The organism is uncultured Actinobacillus sp. (assembly GCF_945915845.1).
Lineage (GTDB): Bacteria > Pseudomonadota > Gammaproteobacteria > Enterobacterales > Pasteurellaceae > Exercitatus.
In genome coordinates, this window is sequence record NZ_CAMEFX010000025.1 from 1 (window position 1) to 21,699 (window position 21,699).

The window sequence follows — 21,699 nt, forward strand, 5'->3', positions numbered from 1 at the left end:
AGCGGCAATGGTGGCGGAAAATATTCAACAATTTCAAGGAGCATAAAATGAACAACATTGAAAACAAAGTCGTGATTATTACCGGTGCAAGTAGCGGTATTGGTGAAGCCACCGCTTATAAATTGGCACAAGCAGGAGCTAAATTAGTTTTGGGCGCACGCCGTGAAGATAAATTACAAGCCATCGTAAACAACATTAAAGCTAACGGTGGCGAAGCGGTATATCGCGTGACCGATGTGGTTAAACCTGAAGACAATCAAGCCTTAGTAGCGTTAGCCAAATCCGCTTTCGGCAAAGTAGATGCAATTTTCTTAAATGCCGGATTGATGCCAAATTCACCACTTTCTGCGCTTGAAACGGATAATTGGAATGCGATGGTTGATGTGAATATTAAAGGTGTACTCAACGGAATTGCTGCCGTGTTACCGACTTTTGAAGCCCAAAAATCAGGGCATATTTTAGCGACTTCTTCCGTTGCCGGCTTAAAAGTTTACCCGGGTTGCGCCGTCTATTGCGGCACGAAATGGGCGGTTAAAGCGATTATGGAAGGCTTACGAATGGAAAGCGCACAAGCCGGCACCAACATTCGCACCGCAACCATTTACCCTGCGGCAGTACAATCCGAATTGGTAGCAGGCATTACTAACCCTGAAATGGCTGAAGCAATGCGTGGTTTGTATGATGCTTACGAAATCCCCGCCGAACGTGTGGCAAACGTGGTGGCATTTGCGTTAAACCAACCCGAAGATACCAATATCTCTGAATTCACACTGGGCCCGACTACTCAACCTTGGTAAATTTTTAGCTTGTGGGGCAAATGTGATTTGCCCCTACAAATAATTTCGTTATAGGTATAACACAATGAAAAAATGGGCTTTTTTATTAGGACTAACAATGAGTTTATCAACCCAAGCCGAACCCATTATCCGCATTTTTGAAATGCAAATCCGCCCCGAAAGCGTGGAACAATTCACCGAATTAGGCAAACACAATATTCGTCAATCGGTCAATACCGAGCAAGGTGTGTTGGGAATGTATGTAATGACCGACAAAACCGACCCGAACAAATTTTATGTCGTAGAAGCCTATACCGATGAAACCGCCTATCAAGCACATCGTGCTTCGCCCCATTTTCAAGCGTGGCTTAATGGTGCAAAAGAGATGATTGTGTCACGCAAAATGATTGAAACCAATCCTGTGGTGTTTGGTTCAAAAGCGGTGTCTGTACCATAAAAGTGAAATTACCCCATAAAAAATAGGAGCAATAAATGATCCACGCATTTCCCCTTAACCAACCGATTTTGGCAGACAGTCCGATTTTTGAAGAAATTCATCGTATCGTTGAGCAAAATGCGCCAAAACTGGCAGCACTCAACAGCGGTTATCATTCCCCCGAAGAAGTGCGGTCGGTTTTTAGCGAAATATCAGGACAAAAAATTGATGAAAGTGTCGTGATTAGCCTACCTGTGTATTCGGATTTTGGTAGCCATATTCGCTTTGGAAAAGAGATATTTATTAACAGCAATGTGATGTTTACCGATTTGGGCGGTATTACCATTGAAGATAAGGTGCTAATCGGTCCGAAAGCCAGCATTTTGACCGTCAATCACCCGACTAATCCCACACAACGCCGTGGCTTAATTCTCAAACCTGTCCACTTAAAGAAAAACTGCTGGATTGGCGCAAACGCTACGATTTTACCGGGGGTAACCGTTGGCGAAAATGCCATTGTTGCTGCCGGAGCGGTGGTCAGCAAAGATGTTCCCGATAATGCGATTGTGGCGGGCGTTCCTGCCAAAGTAGTTCAAATGATTGATTAACGTCTTAAGGTAACAACCAATGCGAAAAACAGGACTACTCAGCTTATTGCTTTCAATCTTTATGATCCCAAACGCCGCAGCAGAAAATACCGTTAAATATCGAGGAAATACAATGAATATTACTATTGGACAATCTACGTTCAGCACAGAATTAGCCGACACAAAAGCCGCCCAAGAATTGACCGCACTTTTGCCTTTAACTCTGGAAATGCAGGATCACTTAAGCAATGAAAAATTTGCCGAATTGCCAAAAGCCTTAAGCCGCAACGACCAAGCGGTCGGTCGCATTGAAGCGGGCGATATTATGCTTTGGGGCGGCAATACCTTAGTGGTGTTTTACGAAAGTTTCCAGTCATCCTATCGTTATACCAAATTAGGCAAAATCAAAAATACCGCACAGCTCAAAAAGGTAGTCGGTGCAGGAAAAGTCACGATGACTTTCTCCCCTTAGCTGAGGAGCTACTTCGGTCTTATATGCACAAACATTGGCAGAGCGTGGTTTTGTTACACTGGCGTTTGATGGTTCGTTTACTCGGCACTTCGCCCTATTCGTCAAGGTTCAACCAATTCACGTGTGATGTTCGTTGAAGGCATATTAGCACAATAAAGCGTGGGATTTTAAACAGCGTCAAAACGACCGCACTTACAAAAAATCAACAAATTAAAGAAGGAAAACAGAATGAAACAACTACCAAAAATCGCATTAGGCACTTGGTCTTGGGGTGTAGGTATGTTCGGTGGCGATGCCGTATTTGGCAACCACTTAACCGAAGCACAAATGAAAGAAGTATTTGACACGGCAATCGCTAACGGCTTGAATTTATGGGATACCGATTATGCCTATGGTTTGGGCGATTCTGAAAAAGAATTGGGCAAATTTATCCGTCAGCAACCCAAAGGAAGCGTGATTGTTTCCACCAAATTCACGCCTAACCTTGCGGACGAAACTCAAGCCGATCCGTTTACGTCAATGTTAGAAGGCAGCCTTGAGCGTTTGGGCGTGGACGACATCGATATTTACTGGATCCATAACTCGTTAGATGTGGAACGTTGGACACCGTATTTAATTCCTGCACTGAAAAATGGTAAAGTGAAAGCCGTAGGCGTGTCAAATCACAGCCTTGAGCAAGTAAAACGTGTAAATGAGATTTTAGGTGCAGAAGGTTTCAAGATCAATGCAGTTCAAAACCATTTCAGCTTACTTTACCGCAATTCGTTAGACGATGGCTTGCTTGATTATTGCAAACAAAACGGCATCACGTTCTTTGCTTATATGGTATTGGAACAAGGGGCATTGAGCGGTAAATACAATGTAGCAAATCCATTGCCGGAAGGCTCAATGCGTGCAGCAACCTACAACAAAGTATTGCCGCAATTAGCGAAACTCACCGATGCGATGGCAGAAATGGGCAAAGCACAAGGCGTAAGTGCGGCACAAATCGCTTTGGCTTGGGCAATTCACAAAGGCGCATTACCGCTTGTGGGTGCAACCAAAGTTCATCACGTAACCGATGCAGCAAAAGCAACGCAAGTGGTTTTAACGGATGAACAAGTCGCACAACTTGAACAACTCGCAAAAGACACAGGCGTAGATACCCGTGGCGGTTGGGAAGGCGAGGCGTAATCCCACGCTCTACCGAGGGTAACTTGTTACCCTCGGTTTATTGTACGAGGAAAAAACAATGAAAAAACTTACCGCACTTTTAGGACTCACGATGGCAATTACCACAAATGCAAACCCGATAATGAACCTCTTTGAACTCGGTATAAAAAAAGGGGCTGAAGTTCAATATGATAAAGTAGCTGAACATAATATCAGCACTTCAACCCAAAACGAAAAAGGTACACTAGCGATGTATTCGGTCAAACAGAAAGCCGATCCGAATATGGCGTATATGCTGGAAATTTATGCCGATGAAAGCGCTTATAAAACGCACATTGCCTCTCCCCAATATCAGGCTTTTTTGGCGGCTTCCCCTCAAATTTTAACGGATCATAAAAAACGTTTAGCTTTAACTCCGCAGTTTTTAGGTGATAAAAAAGTACCACAAACCGCACAAATGCGCACCAATTTGGTGAAGGTGGAAGTGAAAGCGCAAGATAATCAACAATTTGCCCAAATCGTGACCGCTGAAATGGCGCAATCCTTGAAGGTTGAAGACGGCGTCATCGCCATGTATGCCGCAACGGAGCAAGATCAACCGAATAAATGGCTGTTTTTTGAAATTTATGCCAACGATGCCGCTTATGAAGCTCATCGTAAAACAGCGCATTTTAACGATTATCTGAAACAAACGGAGAAAATGGTAGTAGATAAACAAATGATCGAAATTGAACCTGCTTATTTGGGTAATAAAGGGGAATTAAATTTTCTTGGTAGAAAAACCGCCCCATAAAAAGTGCAGTCAGATTTTAAGAAGTTTTTGTCAATGAAAAAACTCGCTGAAATTTGACCGCACTTTTTCTGATTTTTAGTATTTCAACACTTCGCTTTCTTTCGGCACAGCGACCTTGCTCAGTTTATTTTCTTTCACAAATTTCCGCATTTCATCTGATGTAACAGCAGCGTGATTTACGGCGTCCATATGCACAGTAATGATGTCAGCTTTCGGGGCAACTTGACGAGCTTTGGCTACATCGGCTTTGCCCATAATAATGCCGTCTGAAAAACCTTGCAGTTGGGCGTAACCTGTATTCATTACAATGACTTCAGGTTTATAGCGATTAAGCGCAAAATCCACTTCTTCATTCCAAATGGTATCGCCTACGATATATAGCGTTTTTTCGCCGTCTGCTTGCATCACCACGCCCATTGCCTCGCCTGCTAATTCAGCCAGCTGCGGAATAGCATACATTTGATCCGTGCCGTGTTGTCCGCCTGTTTTGCTTAATTTCACCTGGTTAAATTCGGTATTTTTGCCGACTACACGCACATCTTTAAAACCTTGTGAACGGATAATTTGCGCATCGCCTGCATTTTGTACGAAAATCGGTAAGGTTTTCGGTAACACTTTTTGTGCGTATTCATCCCAGTGGTCATCGTGCGTATGGGTAACAATCACGGCATCTACGCCTTCAAGCACTTTTTCTACGGGTTCTTTCATATCAATCAAAGGATTACGTTTTTGGCTGTTGATGGTGCCTTCAAAGCCTGCGTAACTGCCTTTCGGTGCAAGATAAGGATCGACCAAAAACGTGCTGCCTGCCATTTCAATTTTAGCGGTGGCGTTACGGATATGTTGATAGCTAATTTCAGCATTAGCCGTGGTTGCAACGGTGGTTGCCATTAAAGCAAAAATAAGAGATTTCAGTTTCATTCTGTTTCCTTTTGTAAAAAATAAGATAAATTAAACCGCTTGTTTGCGATGGATGTATTATGAAACCAATGAGAAATGAAAAACATTGACTTATTATTCAAAAATCGTAAAAATCGGGTCAAATTTATTTAGCGAGTAAAAAAGATGTCTATGCCAACCGTTGCCTTAGTGCTTTATCCCCAATTTAGCCCTTTTCATTTTTCCGTGCCTTATATGGTGTTTTCCGCCGAAATTGACGGCAAGCCGCTATTTAACGTGAAAGTGGTCGCAGAAAACCCAACAGTTACCCAATCCAAGCCAGCGATTATTCAGGCAGACGGCGATTTGAGTTTGTTGGAACAAGCGGATTTTGTGGTGATGATCGGTTGGGACAAGTTGGAACAAATGCCGTCTGCCGCCTTAACGCAGGCATTGCAACAAGCGGCACGGCGTGGTGCGACCGTTGTAGGATTGTGTTACGGCGCTTATCCCCTTGCCTATGCAGGTTTGTTGAACGGCAAAAAAGCCACTACGCACTGGCTGGGCGAAACGGATTTCAGACAGCGTTTTCCGCAAGTGAAATTAGATTGCAGTGCCATTTATATTGAAGATGAAAACATCATCACTTCCGCAGGCACAGCAGCAGGGTTGGATTGTTGCCTCGCGATTGTTCGCCGCCAATATGGGGTAAAAATTGCCAATCAACTGGCACGTTTGTTGGTCATCTCACCCCATCGGGAAGGCGGACAGGCACAATTTATTGAACAGCCCATCACTCGCAAAACCGCCAACGAGAACATCAACGAATGGCTAGACATTATGCGAACCAACCTAAATGCCGATTATTCCATTGACACCCTCGCTGAAAAGCTAATGATGAGCCGCAGCACCTTTACCCGCCATTTCCGCAAAGCAACGGGAATGGCATTGACCGAATGGCTGATTGAAGTGCGGTTACAAAAAGGACGAGAATTGTTAGAAAGCACCAAGCTCAACATTGACGAAATCGCCCACCAAATCGGCTTTCATTCCGCCACTGCCTTTCGTCAGCATTTTAAAGCGAAACACCACATCAGCCCGAAACAGTGGCAGAAACGGTTTTGGGGTGGTTGAAAGGAAAGTGGTGGGATTTTCTGAATTTTTTGCAGATTGCAAAACCTTGTGAAAATCCCACCGCGCTTTTACTTTTTATCGTCCAATAACGTCATATTTTTTTGCCCCAATTTCTCTAAGGACAACATTTGATTTCTTGCAAGTTTTCTCAGCTCAATCATTCGTTCTTTCTGTTCTAAACCTTTTTCAATCAAAATCGCATTATAACTTTCCATATTCGCAAGCACTAAAAGTTCATTTAAACCGGCATAATCTCTCATATTTCCTTTTACATTTTTATTTTCTTCCCGCCACTCTTTAGCCGTTTTATTAAACAATGCGACATTTAGCATATCGGCTTCACTGGCATACTTAAAGCCTAATTGACTTTCCGTTAAATCATTCAACAAATAGGTTTTAATCGCATCGGTATGAATTTTATAATTAATTTTTGAAATTTCTCTGTGCAAGTTCCAAGTTAGTGATAGTTTTGATGTTTCGTCAGATTTCAATCTCTTGTAGTCTTGAATTAAATATAATTTAAACTCGGCTGAAATCCACGATGCAAACTCCATTGCAATATCTGGATGTGCGTAAGTCCCCCCACCTCTGCCTGATTTGGATACTATTCCTATGGCGTTTGTTTTTTCAATCCATCTTTGAGGTGATAATGTAAAAGCATTACTACCAGCTTCCTTTCTAAAGGCGTCGAATTCGACCCCTTTAAAATTGGGATTATGTATAGTTTCCCATAACCCTAAAAACTCTATGGTATCTCGAACTCTAAGCCAATTTTTAACAACGTCCTTAGGTTCATTGATATTTTTATATCTTGCAATGTCCGTCAAACTAATATAATCATTCTTAAAATCTTCTGTATAAATTTCGATGCTAAAACCTTTCGCTTCTATTTTCTCTTTTTTTATTTTTGACATAGTTGCTTCCTTTCGTTGAAAAATAATCTGTTCTTTTAAACGGTTAAATTTGAACGTAAACATAGAATAAAACCGCAACCAAGAAAATAACAAGCGGCGATTTTTTCGATCAAGATCACAAAAATAACATTTTAGTGGCTGTAATGCAGGGGCATAAGACGATAAAAAGCACGTTCACAACCCCTACAAGCGGTCAGGTTTCCTAAATTTTTTGCCAATCGCAAAATCTTGTGTAAATCCCACCGCATTTTTATTTCCCCAAACGTTGTTCCATACCCGATAAAAAGGTTTCTGTCGCTTTTTCCAAATCAATATCCATACGCTTAGCGAGTACCGCAAGCCACCAAACACATTCCGCCAGTTTATGTTCTAGTTCGGGGGTAACCTCTTTATTCGACACCCAACGCTCTTGTTGCGACATCGTTAAACGCCCGACTAATCCGGCATCACTCAAAAAGGCTAAGGCATCTTCAATCACCGACCACTCAGTTTGATGATGTTGTCGTTCAAGTTGATGATATTTTTCACGAATAGCTTGCGAACGTTCGATAATGTGTTGGAAATCCATATTTTTCTCCGTTAGCTAAAAATGTCAGCTTAGCACAGTTTTTCTCTATTTCTTGATATTCCGCTTTTAATCGTAATAAATTTATTTATATAATGGTAAAAACGCTAAACTTATTAACAAGTTTATAGTCTATATCTATCAAATTCACTTAATCAAAAGGAAAGCAATATGTTATCTCGCCGCGAATTTTTAATTATGGGTGCCGGCACGGCGTTAGTTGCCAGTTTCCCAACTCTCGCCAATACTGGCGTTAAACCACAAAACGCTACCGCAATAACCCAAGTCTTTGGTGATGGTGTGCGTTTAACCGCCATTGCCGTTGAGTACAACCAGCCTGTTACAAGCGGTCAGTTTGAGCCAAAAGATTTCACTGTGGAAGGACGCACGATTACTAATGTTTTTGTGAGCCATTCCGCCAGTTTAGAAAAAACAGAAACAGGTCACTTTGTGATTGTGCAGCTTTCTCCTGATGATGCGAATTTGTCATTATCGGAAATGATCCCAATGGCAAATGCCACTGTTCGACCAAAGCCAGCAGGGGGCGGTAAGCCGTGGGTAGCCGGTGATAAGCCAGCCAGTAATTTGATTTTTAAAGATCCTGTTGCAACGATTAACGCAAACGGAGCAAAACTGACTACCTCTTCAGTGAAAAATTTGATTGTAGATGAGTTCCAACAACTAACCTTTAACGATCCTGAAACGGGTAAATCTCTTCGTTATAATTTGTATGTGCCAAAAAATCACGGCGACAAACCTTTGCCGTTAGTGCTGTTTATGCACGATGCCGGCGTGACCAGTGAATTTCACCGTGCTACCTTATTGCAAGGTTTAGGTGCGGTTTCGTGGGCAAGCCCTGAAGATCAGGCTAAACGCCCTTGCTTTGTACTGGCACCGCAGTTCGATGAGATTATCGTGGACGATAAATCCCAAGCCTCCCCAATGCTGGAAACCACCATTCATTTAATCGAAAGCTTGCGTAAACAATACAACATTGACGGCAATCGCATTTACTCTACGGGGCAATCCGGTGGCTGTATGATGACAATTGCAATGAATATCAAATACCCTGATTTATTTGCGGCTTGTTTCTTGGTCGCAGGACAATGGGGCGCGGATTTAGTCGCACCGCTTGCGAAGAAAAAACTGTGGATTTTAGTTTCTGCCGATGATTTAGGGGCATTCCCGGGGCAAAATGCCATCACAGAAAAATTAGCAAAAGAAGGGGCGAAAATTAGCCGTGAAATTTGGGATGCTCGTTGGAATGCCTATGAATACCGCTTTGCTTATGACAAAATTATTGCACAAGGCAATCCGATCAATTACACCGTTTTCGCCAAAGACACGGTTTTCCTGCCAGGTGCGGATAAAAAAGGAGCAAGCGGTCACCGCAATACTTGGCGAGTAGCTTACACCATTGAGCCAATTCGTGAGTGGCTGTTTGAACAAGTGAAGGGCTAAAAATGATGAAAAAATATCTCTGGTTATTATTGAGCGTGGCTATCGTGGCGTGCAGTTCAACTGCACAAAACAGCCAAAAAGAACAAGCCAAAGCTGTTTTTGATCAAGCGGTCGCAATCTATCAACAAAAAGATTACGCTCAAGCCTTACCTCTATTCGCTCAAGCCTCAGAAATGGGGCATATTAAAGCCAATCGTTACATTGGATTAAGTTATTTAAATGGAACGGGAGTGGCAAAAGATGTCAATAAAGCCTTTGAGCAGTTTAGCTTTGCTGCTGAACGTGGCGATGTGACCAGTAAATATTGGTTAGGCTACTGCTATGAAAATGGCTTAGGCACTCCCAAAGAAATGACTAAAGCAGTCTATTGGTATCAACAAGCGGCTAAACGTACTGATCATATTGGAGAGCCGGCAAGAGAAGCCTTAAAAAGATTAGGCTATCACTAAACTAAAAGTGCGGTGGGGTTTTAAAAGAAATTTGCAATTCGCAAAATCTTGTGAAAATCTGACCGCGCTTTTACTCTCTAACTTTTTCTATGGTTCTAAATTTCGACTTTTTTATGTTACCGAATAAACTTAAGTTGTAATGATTTTGGTGTAAAATATACAACTTGATTTGCTCTCTATTTCACTTACAATTTAAACATAGAGCTTATTGTAATAGCAATGGGGCATAATAAATGCAATTCTTAGGAGATGTTGCAAATATCCAAACAGGTTTTTTGTTTCGAGCAAAAGTGCCTGAAGATCCGAACGGTAATGTGGTTGTGGTGCAAATGAAAGATTGTTCTTGTTTTGATGGCATCGCTTGGGATAACTGTGTTCGTACAAAGCTGGATAGGGTGAAAGAAAGCGATTGGCTCAAAAAGGGAGATATTTTGCTCGCCACAAGGGGCAACAATTATCAGCCTATTTTTGTTGAGTTTTCCCAGCAAGATTTGCTCGCAGTTGCATCCCCCCATTTTTTTGTCATTCGTCCTAAAAATACGGAAATCTTACCTGAATATCTGCAGTGGTGGCTGAATTTGAAACAAAGCCAAAAGTATCTTATTCAAAATCTTGAAGGCTCAACGACCAAAAGTTTACGTCTTCCTGTCTTGGCTGAATTGTCGATAAAAATACCGCCTTTAGCAAAGCAAAACGTTATCGTAAAAATGGCAAAAACACTCGATCAGGAACGAAAAACCTTGCAAAAACTCATTGAAAATAATGAAAAGTTGATGAATGCCTTAGCTCAAGAGTTAATTTCACCGTAGGAGAAGAGCAATGAACGAATTAACCCACACCTTTGAAAGTATTAAACACATTGATGATCAAGGAAATGAATTTTGGTCAGCAAGAGAGTTATATTTATTACTAGACTATTCTGAATGGCGAAATTTTACAAAGGTCATTGATAAAGCAATGAAAGCGTGTGAAAGCAGTCATATCAAGGTATCTTCCCATTTTGTTGAAGCCAACAAAATGGTTCAATTAGGTGTCGGTACTCAACGCCAAGTTAGTGATTTTCTGCTCTCTCGCTATGCTTGCTACCTTATTGTGCAAAACGGCGATCCATCTAAACCTGTTATTGCAGCAGGTCAAACTTACTTTGCCGTACAAACACGCCGTCAAGAATTGGCTGATGAAGAACAATTTAAACAACTTCAAGAAGATCAAAAACGTCTATATTTGCGTAACGAATTGAAAGAACATAATAAACAACTTGTTGAAACAGCACAAAAGGCAGGCGTGGAAAGCAACTTGGACTTTGCTATTTTCCAAAATCACGGCTACAAAGGGCTTTATGGTGGATTAGATAATAAAGCTATTCACGCTCGCAAGGGGTTGCAAAAAAATGAGAAAATTTTAGATCATATGGGTTCAACGGAGCTTGCTGCTAATCTATTCCGAGCTACACAAACGGAAGAAAAACTGCGCAGAGATAATATTCAGACCAAGCAGGAAGCCAACCAAACCCATTTCGATGTGGGTAAAAAAGTTCGTCAAACTATTCAAGAACTTGGTGGTACAATGCCAGAGGATTTACCGACACCAGACAAAAGTATTAAAACCCTTGAAAATCATCAGAAAAAACTCACCAATAAGGAATAACCGATGTCCATTAACCAAGACGATATTAACAAAGCCCTGTGGTCTGCTTGCGATACCTTTCGTGGCACGATAAGCCCTGATACCTATAAAGATTTCATTTTGACGATGCTGTTTTTGAAATACATCTCAGACGTATGGCAAGACCATTATCAACAATATCAAGCGGAATACGGCGATGTGCCTGAACTCATTGAAGAAATGATGAAACAGGAGCGATTTGTGTTGCCGCCACACGCTAATTTTTACCGCTTGTATGAGCAGCGATTTGAAGCAGGCAATGGCGAGCGTATCGATCAGGCGTTGCACGCCATTGAAGAAGCCAACGGCACTAAACTCAAAGATGCAGGCAAGAGCGTTTTCCAAGATATTTCCTTTAACACTGATAAACTAGGCGAAGAAAAGCAGAAAAACACCATTTTGCGTGAGCTGTTGGAAGATTTCGCCAAACCTGAATTAGATTTGAAACCAAGCAAAGTCGGCACGCTGGATATTATCGGCAATGCTTACGAATATTTAATTAAAAACTTTGCTGCAAGCGGTGGGCAAAAGGCGGGTGAATTTTATACGCCGCCTGAAGTATCGGATTTAATTGCCGAACTGCTCGATCCGCAAATGGGCGACAGCATTTGCGATCCTGCTTGTGGTTCCGGCTCGCTGTTGATGAAGTGCGGTCAAAAAGTGGTGAAAAATCATCAAAGCAAAAATTATGCCTTATACGGACAAGAAGCGATTGGTTCAACGTGGTCGTTGGCAAAAATGAATATGTTTTTGCACAGTGAAGATAACCATCGCATTGAATGGGGCGATACCATTCGCAATCCAAAATTATTGGATAGCAACAGCGAATTGATTACCTTTGATATCGTTACCGCTAATCCACCGTTTTCATTAGATAAATGGGGTTATGACGAGGTCAGCCAAGATCGTTTTCAACGTTTTGAGCGTGGTTTACCGCCAAAAACAAAAGGGGATTACGCGTTTATCTCACATATGATTAAAACGCTCAAAGAGAAAACGGGTAGAATGGGCGTGGTTGTGCCGCACGGTGTGCTGTTCCGTGGGGCTGCCGAGGGTAAAATTCGTCAAAAATTGATTGATGAAAACCTACTAGATGCCGTGATCGGCTTGCCTGAAAAATTGTTCTATGGCACAGGTATTCCTGCGGCAATTCTGATTTTCCGTAAAAACAAAACGGACGACAGCGTGCTATTTATTGACGCCAGCAACGAGTTCAAGCCGGGTAAAAATCAAAATACGCTTACTGCCGAAAATATCGAAAAAATCGTCCGCACTTACCGCACACGACAAGCAGTGGAAAAATACGCCTTTGTTGCAACCCTTGCCGATATTCAACAAAACGATTACAACCTGAATATCCCACGCTATGTGGATACCTTTGAAGAGGAACAACTGATCGACTTGCAGCAAGTCCGCGCCGAAAGAATGCAGTTAAAACAGCAGTTGGCGGAGTTGGAAACCAAAATGGAAGGCTATTTGAGGGAGTTGGGGTATTGATGGCGAGGCTTGTAGGAGCGAACCGATGTATTCGCCCGAATATCACGATATATTAAATGGGTGGACACATTGGTCCTCCCCTACACAAGCGGTTGGATTTTAAGAAAATTTTGCAAATTGGGATAATGAAATGAATAAATTACCTAGTGGTTGGAAAATAGAAAAACTAGAAAATATAGCTTTGGTTGAACGGGGAAAATTTTCTGTAAGACCACGAAATGATCCAAGATATTTTGGTGGAAATATGCCTTTTGTTCAAACTGGCGATATATCTTCAGCTAAAACATATTTAACAAAATATACACAAACACTAAACGAACAAGGTATATCAGTAAGCAAAGTTTTCCCTAAAGATACTATTTTAATCACTATTGCAGCAAATATAGGTGATACGGCAATTACAACTTTTGATGTCACTTGTCCTGACAGCGTTGTTGCTATTCAACCTTATAAAGATAAAGCTAATGTATTTTGGTTAAAGCAAGTATTAGAAACTAAAAAGGCTGAGCTAGATGCACAATCAACACAAAATGCTCAGAAAAATATTAATTTACAGGTGTTAAAACCATTAATAATTAAAACTCCACCATTAGAAGAACAAATCCAAATTGCCGAAACCCTTTCAACGTGGGATAAGGCTATTCAAACCACTGAAAAACTGCTTGAAAATAGCCGACAGCAGAAAAAGGCATTGATGCAGAGATTGTTGGGAAATGAAAAGCGAAGAAATTGGAAAAAAGTAATTGTATCGGAAATTTGTAATATTGGTCGTGGGCGAGTAATTAGTAAAAAAGAAATTGAAGAAAATCAAGGTATATACCCAGTCTATTCATCTCAAACATTAGATAATGGAATAATGGGATGCATAAATTCTTTTGATTTTAATGGGGAATATGTAACGTGGACAACTGATGGTGTAAATGCTGGTACTGTTTTTTATCGAAATGGTAAATTTAATTGTACTAATGTATGTGGGGTTTTAAGTTCTAAAATAGCTGAATTAGATTTAAAATTTCTAGCATATATTTTATCAACAGAAACTTATAAATATGTATCCCATACATTAGCTAACCCTAAATTGATGAATGGTATAATGGGAAGTATTGAACTTGAATTACCAGCAATTCAAGAACAACAAAAAATCGCCGAAATTCTTTCAACAGCAGATCAAGAGATCGAAACATTACAGCGTAAGTTGGAGTGCCTGAAGTTGGAGAAAGGGGCGTTGATGCAAAAATTATTGAGGTAGAAAATGAATAATAAATATCAGATATTTGTAAGTTCAACTTACATAGATCTCATCGAAGCTAGACGTAGAATTATTAATAGAATACTTTCTATGGATCATTTTCCTGCAGGAATGGAAATGTTTAATGCAGAAAATGCCAATCAATGGGAAGTGATAAAGCGTACTATTGATTCTAGTGATTATTACATCGTAGTTATTGGTCATCGATACGGCACTATTGAAGAAACATCAGGTATTAGTTACACAGAAAAAGAATATGATTATGCTGTTTCTAAAGGTATTCCGGTTTTAGCATTTATTCGAGACAGGAACACTGCAACATTGCCGAAAGAAAGAGAATCTGATGATAAACTAGTTTCTAAATTAGCTCAATTTATTAATAAAGCACAGCAAAGGATGTGCGAATACTGGACAGATTTAGAAGATTTGGAAGCAAAGGTTCCTAGTGCTTTATATAATTCATTTCGATATTATCCACAAACCGGTTGGGTTAGGGGAAATCAGGCTGCATCACCTGAAATGGCAAATGAATTAGCTAGATTAAGTAAGGAAAATAGTGAATTACGATTAGAATTAGAAAAATATAAGAAAAGTGAAGGTGTCCCTGAATTATCAGTATTATTAAATGATAGTAATGAGCTATCTTTAATTTATCCTGAGAGCATTGAGGGATTAATTCCAAAATTTCAGTGCCAAAAAATAGATAAAAATGAAATCAAAAAACATCTATTACCATTTATCAATGATAATGAAATTGAAGAATTTAATTCTAAAGTTCCTAGCTTAGAAAAAGTAAAGGAGTTTAATAGAGAAAAAACATTTTATGAATTGATCTTAAATCATAAGTCTCTATTGGAAATATCGGTTATGAATATTGGAGAAACGAAAGCAAAAGAGATTTATATAGATATAGAATTCCCAGAAGAAATTAAAGTGTTTACTAAGGACTTTTTAGATAAATTGAACGAACCTAATTTATATATTCCAAAGAACCCTTTGATTAAAGCTAATGAGGAATATATAGAAAGTCAAAATCCTACAATGAAAGCTATAAAAGAATTATCAAAGTTTTCAAGCATTGGAATGATGCAAGGTTTGAGCAATAATAGTTATGCTTTACCCATCATAAGAATAGGTAAGAAAATGGAAGAATATGAATCCATATTGTTGAATAATCAAAATAAATCATTATGGGTAGAGAATAATAAAATTTCTATTCATATAACAGATCTGCTACATACAAGAAAAATAACATTACCCCACAAAATATATATGTCTCCATTAAAAGAAGGAAATTTCTTAATAAGATATTCAGTAATGTGTGAGCAATTTAAAGAACCTCAAAAAATTGAGGTTCCACTTATTATAACTAAAAAGCAATCAGGAATATAATTATGAAATTAGCTCTTTCCACCCTAGAAAAACACACCTCCAAACTTCCAGCCATTTTGCTTTTACACAACCTTGGCTGGCAGTATCTTTCTCCTAAGCAAGCCTTAGCTTATCGTGGGGGGAAGGCGGTGAATGTAGTGTTGGACGTGGTGTTGCGAGAGGTGTTGAGCCAACGTTCGATTTCCTATCTTGGGCAAGAGCGTGCGTTGTCGGCGAAGGCGGTGGATAACTTGGTGGCGGAGCTGACTAGCCCGAAGTTAAACGAAAGTTTGGTGGGGGCGAATGAGCATTTTTATAATCATCTGTTATACGGCATTACCGTTACCGAATTTATTGACGGTAAGAAAATCAGTTGCACTGTGCCGATTATTGACTGGGAAAATCCTGAAAACAATCAGTTTCATTTTACCGAAGAATTTAGCGTGGCGAATACTAACGGCTCATCGGTGCGTACGCCCGATTTAGTCTGTTTTGTCAATGGCTTGCCGCTGGTGGTGATTGAAGCCAAACGCCCAGACGGTAAACCGAAAAGCACCATTGAAGAAGGCATTTCTCAACATTTACGCAATCAACGCCCTGCCGAAATTCCCCACCTTTTTGCCTATGCCCAACTGTTGTTAGCCGTTAATGGTTATGACGGACGTTACGCCACTTGTGCGACCCCTGCCAAATTTTGGGCGGCGTGGCGTGAAGAAGAACAATCCGAGTTGGAAATGAGCCAACTCAAAAATCTTGCTATTTCTGCCGAAAATCTGACCGCTCTTTTACCAAAATCTGGCGATCAGGCTTGGTATCAACAGCTCACCGCTCAGGGAAAATTAGCCGTAACAGGGCAAGACAGCTTGCTGATTAACCTGTTACGCAAAGATCGTTTGTTTGAGATGATCCGCTATTTCAGTTTGTTTGATCGCAAATCGCACAGCCGCATTGTCGCCCGTTATCCGCAAGTGTTTGGGGTGAAACGCTTAATTGATCGGGTAATGTCGCAAAGCGAAAAAGGAGCGAGAAATGGCGGCGTGATTTGGCACACCACAGGTTCGGGCAAATCGTTTACAATGGTCTTTTTCTCGAAAGCCTTATTGCTCCACCCTGCCCTAAAACAGTGCCGAATTATCGTGGTAACGGATCGGGTAGATTTAGAGCATCAGTTGAGCAGCACTTTTTATAACAGCGGTGAACTGGCGACCAAGCGAGATCGTAAAAATGCAATGGCGACCACCGGCAAGCGATTAGCCGAGCAAATCGGTTCCGGCAATGAACGCATTATTTTTTCGTTAATGCAGAAATTTAACACGGCGATTAACCAAGCGGAATGTTTTAATCCGAGTGCGAATATTATTGTGTTGATTGATGAAGGACATCGTACCCAAGGCGGAGAAAATCATATGGCAATGCGGAGAGCCTTGCCTAATGCGGCTTTTGTTGCTTTTACCGGCACGCCGTTGTTAAAAGACGATGAAACCACACAAAAATTTGGCAACATCATTCACGCTTATACGATGCAACGTGCGGTGGAAGATAAAGCGGTAACGCCACTGCTTTATGAAGAGCGGATCCCTGAATTGTCGGTGAATGAACAGGCGATTGATAACTGGTTTGAGCGGATCACCAAGTCGTTAAACGAAGAGCAAAAAACGGATTTAAAACGTAAATTCTCGCGTAAAGGGCAGATTTATCAAGCTGATGACCGTATTCATTTAATCGCTTTAGATATTGCGGAACATTTGGCGAATAAAATTCCGCAAGGCTTAAAAGGTCAGCTGGCGTGCGAAAGCAAAGCGACAGCAATTCGTTATCAGCGGTATTTGGACGAGATCGGGCTGTTTGAAAGTGCGGTGGTGATCAGTCCGCCTGACAGCCGTGAAGGAAATACGCAGCTTGACGAACAGGCAAGTGATGAAGTGGTGCGTTGGTGGGCAGCCAACGTGCAGGGCGATGAAGAACGTTACACGCAACAAGTGTTAAGTCGTTTTGCCGATCCTGAAAGTCCGTTGCGTTTGTTAATTGTGGTGGATAAGTTACTCACGGGCTTTGATGAGCCGAGTAATGCGGTGTTGTATATTGATAAGCCGTTAAAACAGCATAACCTTATTCAAGCAATTGCACGGGTAAACCGCTTGCATAAACAAAAAGAGTATGGGCTGTTGGTAGATTATCGGGGCATTTTAAAAGAGCTGGACACAACGATTGCCAAATACCAAGATTTAGCCAACCGAACGCAAGGCGGTTATGCCATTGAGGATTTGGCTGGGCTTTATCGCTCAATGCAAAGCGAATATCTACGTTTGCCGAGTTTGTATCAAGCGCTTTGGGCAATGTTTGCCGAGGTTGAAAATAAAATGGATCTTGAACAACTTCGCCGCCAACTCATTCCAACTATGCAATTCGACCCAACAAGCGGTCTGTTTTTCGATAAAAACAGCAAAATACGCGATGATTTTTACCGAGCTTTAACTGCCTTTAACCGCTGTTTACAGGTAGCATTGCAGTCTGAAACCTTTTATCAAGACAAAAACTTTACCGATGCCGACCGCACTTTATATAAAAACACCGCCGCCTTTTTTGCCCAACTACGCCGTTTGGCACAACAGGACGCCGGCGAGCAAGTGGATTATCGTGAATATGCCCATCAAGTTGAGCAATTAATCGATAAGCACGTTGTTGCCTTAGGTGTAAAAGAAGCAGACGGCATTTATGCGGTCAATAAAATGGGCAAAACGGAATATCAAACGTGGAACGACACCAAAACACGCAACGAAGCCGATAAAATTCGCTCTCGTATTGCTCGTAGCCTTGAGATTGATTTTGACAACGATCCTTATGCCAAAGCCCGTTTTTCCGAATTATTGCAACAAGCCATTGAAGAAGCTGAAGCCTTGTTCGACCACCCGATAAAACAGTATCTGCTGTTTAAAGAATTTGAAGAACAAATGGCGGAACGTAAATTGCCCGATATTCCCGACCGCTTTGGCGGCAACTATGCGGCACAAGCCTATTTCGGCGTATTTAAAACAGTTTTACCTGAAACTCTATCGCAAGGCGAAGACTTTTGGGTTGATTTGGCATTTGAGATCGATCAGGCAGTTTTACGCTGTTTGAGCGAACATTCCATCAACCTTGAACAAGTGGAAAAAGACATTCGTAAACAGTTACTACCGATGATATTTAAAATCTGCCAAGCCAACGGCAGCGGTATGTTACAAGCCAAAGAGATTGTCGAACGGATAGTACAAATTGTGCGAGTTGGGCGTTCAAATGGATAAGTTTGATCGGGTTATCATTCCTTATGGCGACCAGCATTTTACCGTTCGCTTAATCAAGAATGCCAAATATAAACGGCTACGCCTAACTGTGCAACCCACGGGCGACATCATTGCTTATGCGCCGCCACAAGCGGTCAGAAATGAGCTGATTTTTGCCATCAGCAAACAAAGTCAGTGGATTGCCGACCAGTTGCAATTTTTTCAACAAAACCCACCGCTTTTTGAACGGCAATATATCAGCGGCGAAAGCCACCGCTACCTAGGGCGACAATATCTGTTAAAGGTATATGAAACGCCAAATAAACCCAACCAAGTCCGCTTATGGCGTGGGCAGTTGGAAGTGTCTGTGCGAGAAAAAACGGCACGACAAGTTCAACAATGTTTGGATAACTGGTATCGACAAAAAGCCAAACAGATTTTTGCCGAACGTTTAAATTGGCTGCTACCGCAAACCTTTTGGGTCACAACAAACCCTCACATCCGTTTACGCACAATGAAAACCCGTTGGGGAAGTTGCTCCGTTCAAGGCTCACTATGCCTTAATCCCCACCTAATCAAAGCCCCGAAAGAGTGCATTGATTATGTGATTTTGCACGAACTCTGCCACTTCGCCGAACACAACCACAGCGAACGTTTTTACCGCCTAATGGGGCAAGTGATGCCACAGTGGAAGGAAGTGAAGACGAGGCTGGATAGGGTGGTTTAAGAGAGGGAAATGCACCTTTGAACCTTCCGAATATAAAGCCCCGAAAAATAGTTATAGTGCGGAATATTTTGTGTGTCTGACTAAGCTCAATAACTTACGCATTTTAGAAAATGGTGCAGATAGTAGGCTAACGGCGGAAGAACGCCAATTATTGATAAATCAACCTAATCTCGCGGATGATTTTATTAAAAGATGGCTACCAAATGTTACAACTTTCTGTTTATGCCTGCATTGTTCGAGAGAGAGGCGTTAGATAAGCACCATAAAAGACTTTGTGAACATCTGCCAGAAGAAGGCTCAATTTGTTGCGTGGAAGTTACCGAAAAACAGTTTGCCGGTATGCAGATGTTATTAGATGAGTTGAAAGCTCAAGAGAAAAAGTGAATGCCAATCAAATGCTACTTTTTAATGAAAAAAAATACTGAACCGCTGATATTACATAACCGTTCAATTTCTTTCATTTTGAACAAAAATGCTGTTTAAACGCTTATTTAATGAACAATGTTTTTTCCGGATTTATGTTTAAAAATCGCGTTGGTATAAATTATGGACGATTTTTTACCACAGTTTTTTTGCAAAAAATTTCATTAAGCCAACCGCTTGTTGAAAGAAAATTACTTGTTTTTTATATAAATAAAATGCTCCGAAGCCTTACTAAATACGGCTTTGGAGCATAGGGATTGTAAATGAAAAAAGGAGCGACAAAAGAGACTCTATATGATTCTCAATGTGATATCAGGCATCGGGTCTACCGTTAAAATTTAAGCTGACGCTCTACACTTCTCACTTTTGTTAAGAAATTTCGGCGTTCATTTTCACGTAGACCATTACTTGTGCCAGGTAATTTCACTGTCACAGGGTTAACCGGGCGTCCATTTATATGGAACTCATAATGCAAATGTGGTCCTGTTGAAATTCCGGTGTTACCTGTAAGCGCAATCCGTTCACCACGTTTCACGCGTTGCCCTGCTCTAACAAGAGATTTGCTTAAATGCATATAAACCGTCTGATACTCTCGTCCATGGCGTAAAACAATATAACGTCCTGCTCCACCTGCTTGATAAGCGACTTTTTCCACAACCGCATCAGCCGGTGCAATCACCGGCGTGCCACTTGGTAAGGCAAAATCCACCCCTTTATGTGGTCGAACACGCCCTGTGACCGGATGGCGGCGACCTGGGTTAAAGCCTGAAGAAATTCGTGCTTGGCGTTGCAGTGGATAACGGGCAAAACCTTTGCCTAAGGTCTCCCCTTGTTGGTTATAATAGCGTCCATTTTCAGCCTGAACTGCGTAATAGCTCTTTCCTTGGGTTTTAATATGGATCGCTTCAACATTCCCTTGCCCTGTTAATTTATCGTCCAAATATTCTCGTGAAATCAAAATGGCAAATTCATCACCGCTCTTTAATTTATTCATACTGAATTGCCATTGAAGTGCGGTCGTTAATTGACTAATTTGACGGTTATCCAATCCTAGATTTTTTAAACCGGTACGAAATGATGAAGTGACTTTACCTTTTAATACTTCTTTTTTCCAAAGGCTTTTCTTCTCTAGAATTTGACGTACAAATTTACCATCAGGTTGGCGTTCATAAATGCGTTCTTCTTTTTCAGAAACCAGCCAATTCAAATATTCTAGTTCATTTTCATTATCTAAAATCCAATACATTTGCTGACCCGCCTTTAGATTTTTTAATTCGGGATAGCTTGCAATTAATTGATTACTGGTATTGTCCTCTAAACCTGAAAGCTCTAAAACATCTTTTAACTTATCACCACGCACAATCGTATGGCTAAATTGATCTGTAATGCGTTTAGCCTGTTCAACAGCATCTAATAAATTATCCACCGCAGATTGTGCATCTTTAGGTAAAGGTTCCGATGGCGAAATATCATCATCAAAGGTGATAGATTCGCTTTCATCATCTTTATCTGTTAAATCATCATCATAAGAAGTCGCATCATCAGTATTCTCTTTTGATTTTTCGTCATCCGCTACGCCTTGATTAGCCTTGCCAGTGGATTGTGTTAGCGTTTTATCTTCGCTTAATGGTTGATAACTATCGGTTTCTTCCGGTAATTCCCCCCTGTTTTCCACGCTATCGTTCAAACTTAATAAACTACCTACCCCAATACAAATCAGTGCAAAAAAGAAAATCAACGCTTTAATACGTGATTTTCTTTTTCGGCGTTCGCGGGCAAGTTTAACGTGTTGAACCAAGAGAAATAATCCTATAAAAAAATACTTGGAAGTAAGACCATAAAATACAGAAAAAATTCATTATACACGAATACAGATTTTTTACGAT

Annotated in this window: 21 protein-coding genes and 1 pseudogene; 18 read left to right on the plus strand and 4 right to left on the minus strand. The window is 40.9% G+C overall.

Annotation, left to right across the window (positions count from 1 at the left end; all coding sequences use genetic code 11):
- Positions 1-47: 47 nt before the first annotated feature.
- The 6 genes from Q0O89_RS06860 (at position 48) to Q0O89_RS06885 (ending at position 4,216) form a co-directional block, all read left to right on the plus strand.
- Positions 48-797, plus strand: a complete 750-nt coding sequence (locus Q0O89_RS06860; protein WP_293730964.1) for an SDR family oxidoreductase — start codon at positions 48-50, stop codon at positions 795-797.
- Between the two features lie 97 nt (positions 798-894).
- Positions 895-1,233: a putative quinol monooxygenase gene (locus Q0O89_RS06865; protein ID WP_293730965.1), complete on the plus strand. Its 339-nt coding sequence runs from the start codon at positions 895-897 to the stop codon at positions 1,231-1,233.
- Positions 1,234-1,268: 35 nt separating this feature from the next.
- A complete protein-coding gene (locus Q0O89_RS06870; RefSeq protein ID WP_135709918.1) occupies positions 1,269-1,820 on the plus strand; it encodes a DapH/DapD/GlmU-related protein in 552 nt (183 codons plus the stop codon).
- Positions 1,821-1,839: 19 nt separating this feature from the next.
- Entirely contained in the window at positions 1,840-2,271 is a 432-nt protein-coding gene (locus Q0O89_RS06875) for a cyclophilin-like fold protein (RefSeq protein ID WP_293730966.1), read from the plus strand.
- Positions 2,272-2,499: 228 nt separating this feature from the next.
- Positions 2,500-3,444 carry an aldo/keto reductase gene (locus tag Q0O89_RS06880; RefSeq protein WP_293730967.1) on the plus strand — a complete coding sequence of 315 codons (945 nt, stop codon included), beginning with the start codon at positions 2,500-2,502 and terminating at the stop codon, positions 3,442-3,444.
- 58 nt (positions 3,445-3,502) lie between these two features.
- Positions 3,503-4,216 (plus strand): antibiotic biosynthesis monooxygenase, encoded by a 714-nt coding sequence (locus Q0O89_RS06885; RefSeq protein WP_293730968.1) that lies wholly within the window; start codon positions 3,503-3,505, stop codon positions 4,214-4,216.
- A 75-nt stretch (positions 4,217-4,291) separates the two neighbouring features.
- Here the strand turns inward: Q0O89_RS06885 and Q0O89_RS06890 are convergent, their stop codons facing one another.
- Positions 4,292-5,137: an MBL fold metallo-hydrolase gene (locus Q0O89_RS06890; protein ID WP_293730969.1), complete on the minus strand. Its 846-nt coding sequence runs from the start codon at positions 5,135-5,137 to the stop codon at positions 4,292-4,294.
- A 144-nt stretch (positions 5,138-5,281) separates the two neighbouring features.
- On the opposite strand from Q0O89_RS06890, the gene Q0O89_RS06895 reads away from it, so the two are divergent.
- Positions 5,282-6,229, plus strand: a complete 948-nt coding sequence (locus tag Q0O89_RS06895) for a helix-turn-helix domain-containing protein (protein WP_293730970.1) — start codon at positions 5,282-5,284, stop codon at positions 6,227-6,229.
- A gap of 68 nt (positions 6,230-6,297) precedes the next feature.
- On the opposite strand, the gene Q0O89_RS06900 is transcribed toward Q0O89_RS06895, so the two are convergent.
- Complete coding sequence (locus Q0O89_RS06900) at positions 6,298-7,143, minus strand: KilA-N domain-containing protein (protein ID WP_293730971.1); 846 nt, start codon at positions 7,141-7,143, stop codon at positions 6,298-6,300.
- 250 nt (positions 7,144-7,393) lie between these two features.
- Complete coding sequence (locus Q0O89_RS06905) at positions 7,394-7,711, minus strand: MazG-like protein (protein ID WP_293730972.1); 318 nt, start codon at positions 7,709-7,711, stop codon at positions 7,394-7,396.
- Positions 7,712-7,879: 168 nt separating this feature from the next.
- Here Q0O89_RS06905 and Q0O89_RS06910 point away from each other — a divergent pair, with 168 nt between their 5' ends.
- The 11 genes and pseudogenes from Q0O89_RS06910 to cas2 all read left to right on the plus strand — a co-directional run bounded on the left by Q0O89_RS06910 (position 7,880) and on the right by cas2 (position 19,774).
- Positions 7,880-9,169, plus strand: a complete 1,290-nt coding sequence (locus Q0O89_RS06910; RefSeq protein WP_293730973.1) for a PHB depolymerase family esterase — start codon at positions 7,880-7,882, stop codon at positions 9,167-9,169.
- 2 nt (positions 9,170-9,171) lie between these two features.
- Positions 9,172-9,618 (plus strand): tetratricopeptide repeat protein, encoded by a 447-nt coding sequence (locus tag Q0O89_RS06915; RefSeq protein WP_293730974.1) that lies wholly within the window; start codon positions 9,172-9,174, stop codon positions 9,616-9,618.
- Between the two features lie 233 nt (positions 9,619-9,851).
- Positions 9,852-10,427 (plus strand): restriction endonuclease subunit S, encoded by a 576-nt coding sequence (locus Q0O89_RS06920; protein ID WP_293730975.1) that lies wholly within the window; start codon positions 9,852-9,854, stop codon positions 10,425-10,427.
- A 10-nt stretch (positions 10,428-10,437) separates the two neighbouring features.
- On the plus strand, positions 10,438-11,265 hold the full coding sequence (gene dinD, locus Q0O89_RS06925) for a DNA damage-inducible protein D (RefSeq protein WP_293730977.1): 828 nt from the start codon (positions 10,438-10,440) through the stop codon (positions 11,263-11,265).
- 3 nt (positions 11,266-11,268) lie between these two features.
- A complete protein-coding gene (locus Q0O89_RS06930; RefSeq protein ID WP_293730978.1) occupies positions 11,269-12,780 on the plus strand; it encodes a type I restriction-modification system subunit M in 1,512 nt (503 codons plus the stop codon).
- 130 nt (positions 12,781-12,910) lie between these two features.
- Positions 12,911-14,029 carry a restriction endonuclease subunit S gene (locus tag Q0O89_RS06935; protein ID WP_293730979.1) on the plus strand — a complete coding sequence of 373 codons (1,119 nt, stop codon included), beginning with the start codon at positions 12,911-12,913 and terminating at the stop codon, positions 14,027-14,029.
- Positions 14,030-14,032: 3 nt separating this feature from the next.
- On the plus strand, positions 14,033-15,421 hold the full coding sequence (locus tag Q0O89_RS06940) for a DUF4062 domain-containing protein (protein ID WP_293730980.1): 1,389 nt from the start codon (positions 14,033-14,035) through the stop codon (positions 15,419-15,421).
- A 2-nt stretch (positions 15,422-15,423) separates the two neighbouring features.
- Complete coding sequence (locus tag Q0O89_RS06945; protein WP_293730981.1) at positions 15,424-18,684, plus strand: type I restriction endonuclease subunit R; 3,261 nt, start codon at positions 15,424-15,426, stop codon at positions 18,682-18,684.
- A complete protein-coding gene (locus tag Q0O89_RS06950) occupies positions 18,677-19,390 on the plus strand; it encodes a SprT family zinc-dependent metalloprotease (protein WP_293730983.1) in 714 nt (237 codons plus the stop codon). Before Q0O89_RS06945 ends, Q0O89_RS06950 begins: the two co-directional genes overlap by 8 nt.
- Positions 19,391-19,394: 4 nt before the next feature.
- Positions 19,395-19,556: pseudogene (locus Q0O89_RS06955) on the plus strand (type II CRISPR RNA-guided endonuclease Cas9); the annotation flags it as partial.
- A gap of 56 nt (positions 19,557-19,612) precedes the next feature.
- Positions 19,613-19,774, plus strand: coding sequence for a CRISPR-associated endonuclease Cas2 (gene cas2, locus Q0O89_RS10525; protein WP_366516025.1), 162 nt, complete (start codon positions 19,613-19,615; stop codon positions 19,772-19,774).
- Positions 19,775-20,144: 370 nt separating this feature from the next.
- Here the strand turns inward: cas2 and mepM are convergent, their stop codons facing one another.
- The gene (gene mepM / locus Q0O89_RS06960) at positions 20,145-21,611 is read right to left on the minus strand and encodes a murein DD-endopeptidase MepM (RefSeq protein ID WP_293730984.1); all 1,467 of its coding nucleotides are present in this window, start codon (positions 21,609-21,611) and stop codon (positions 20,145-20,147) included.
- Positions 21,612-21,699 lie beyond the last annotated feature (88 nt).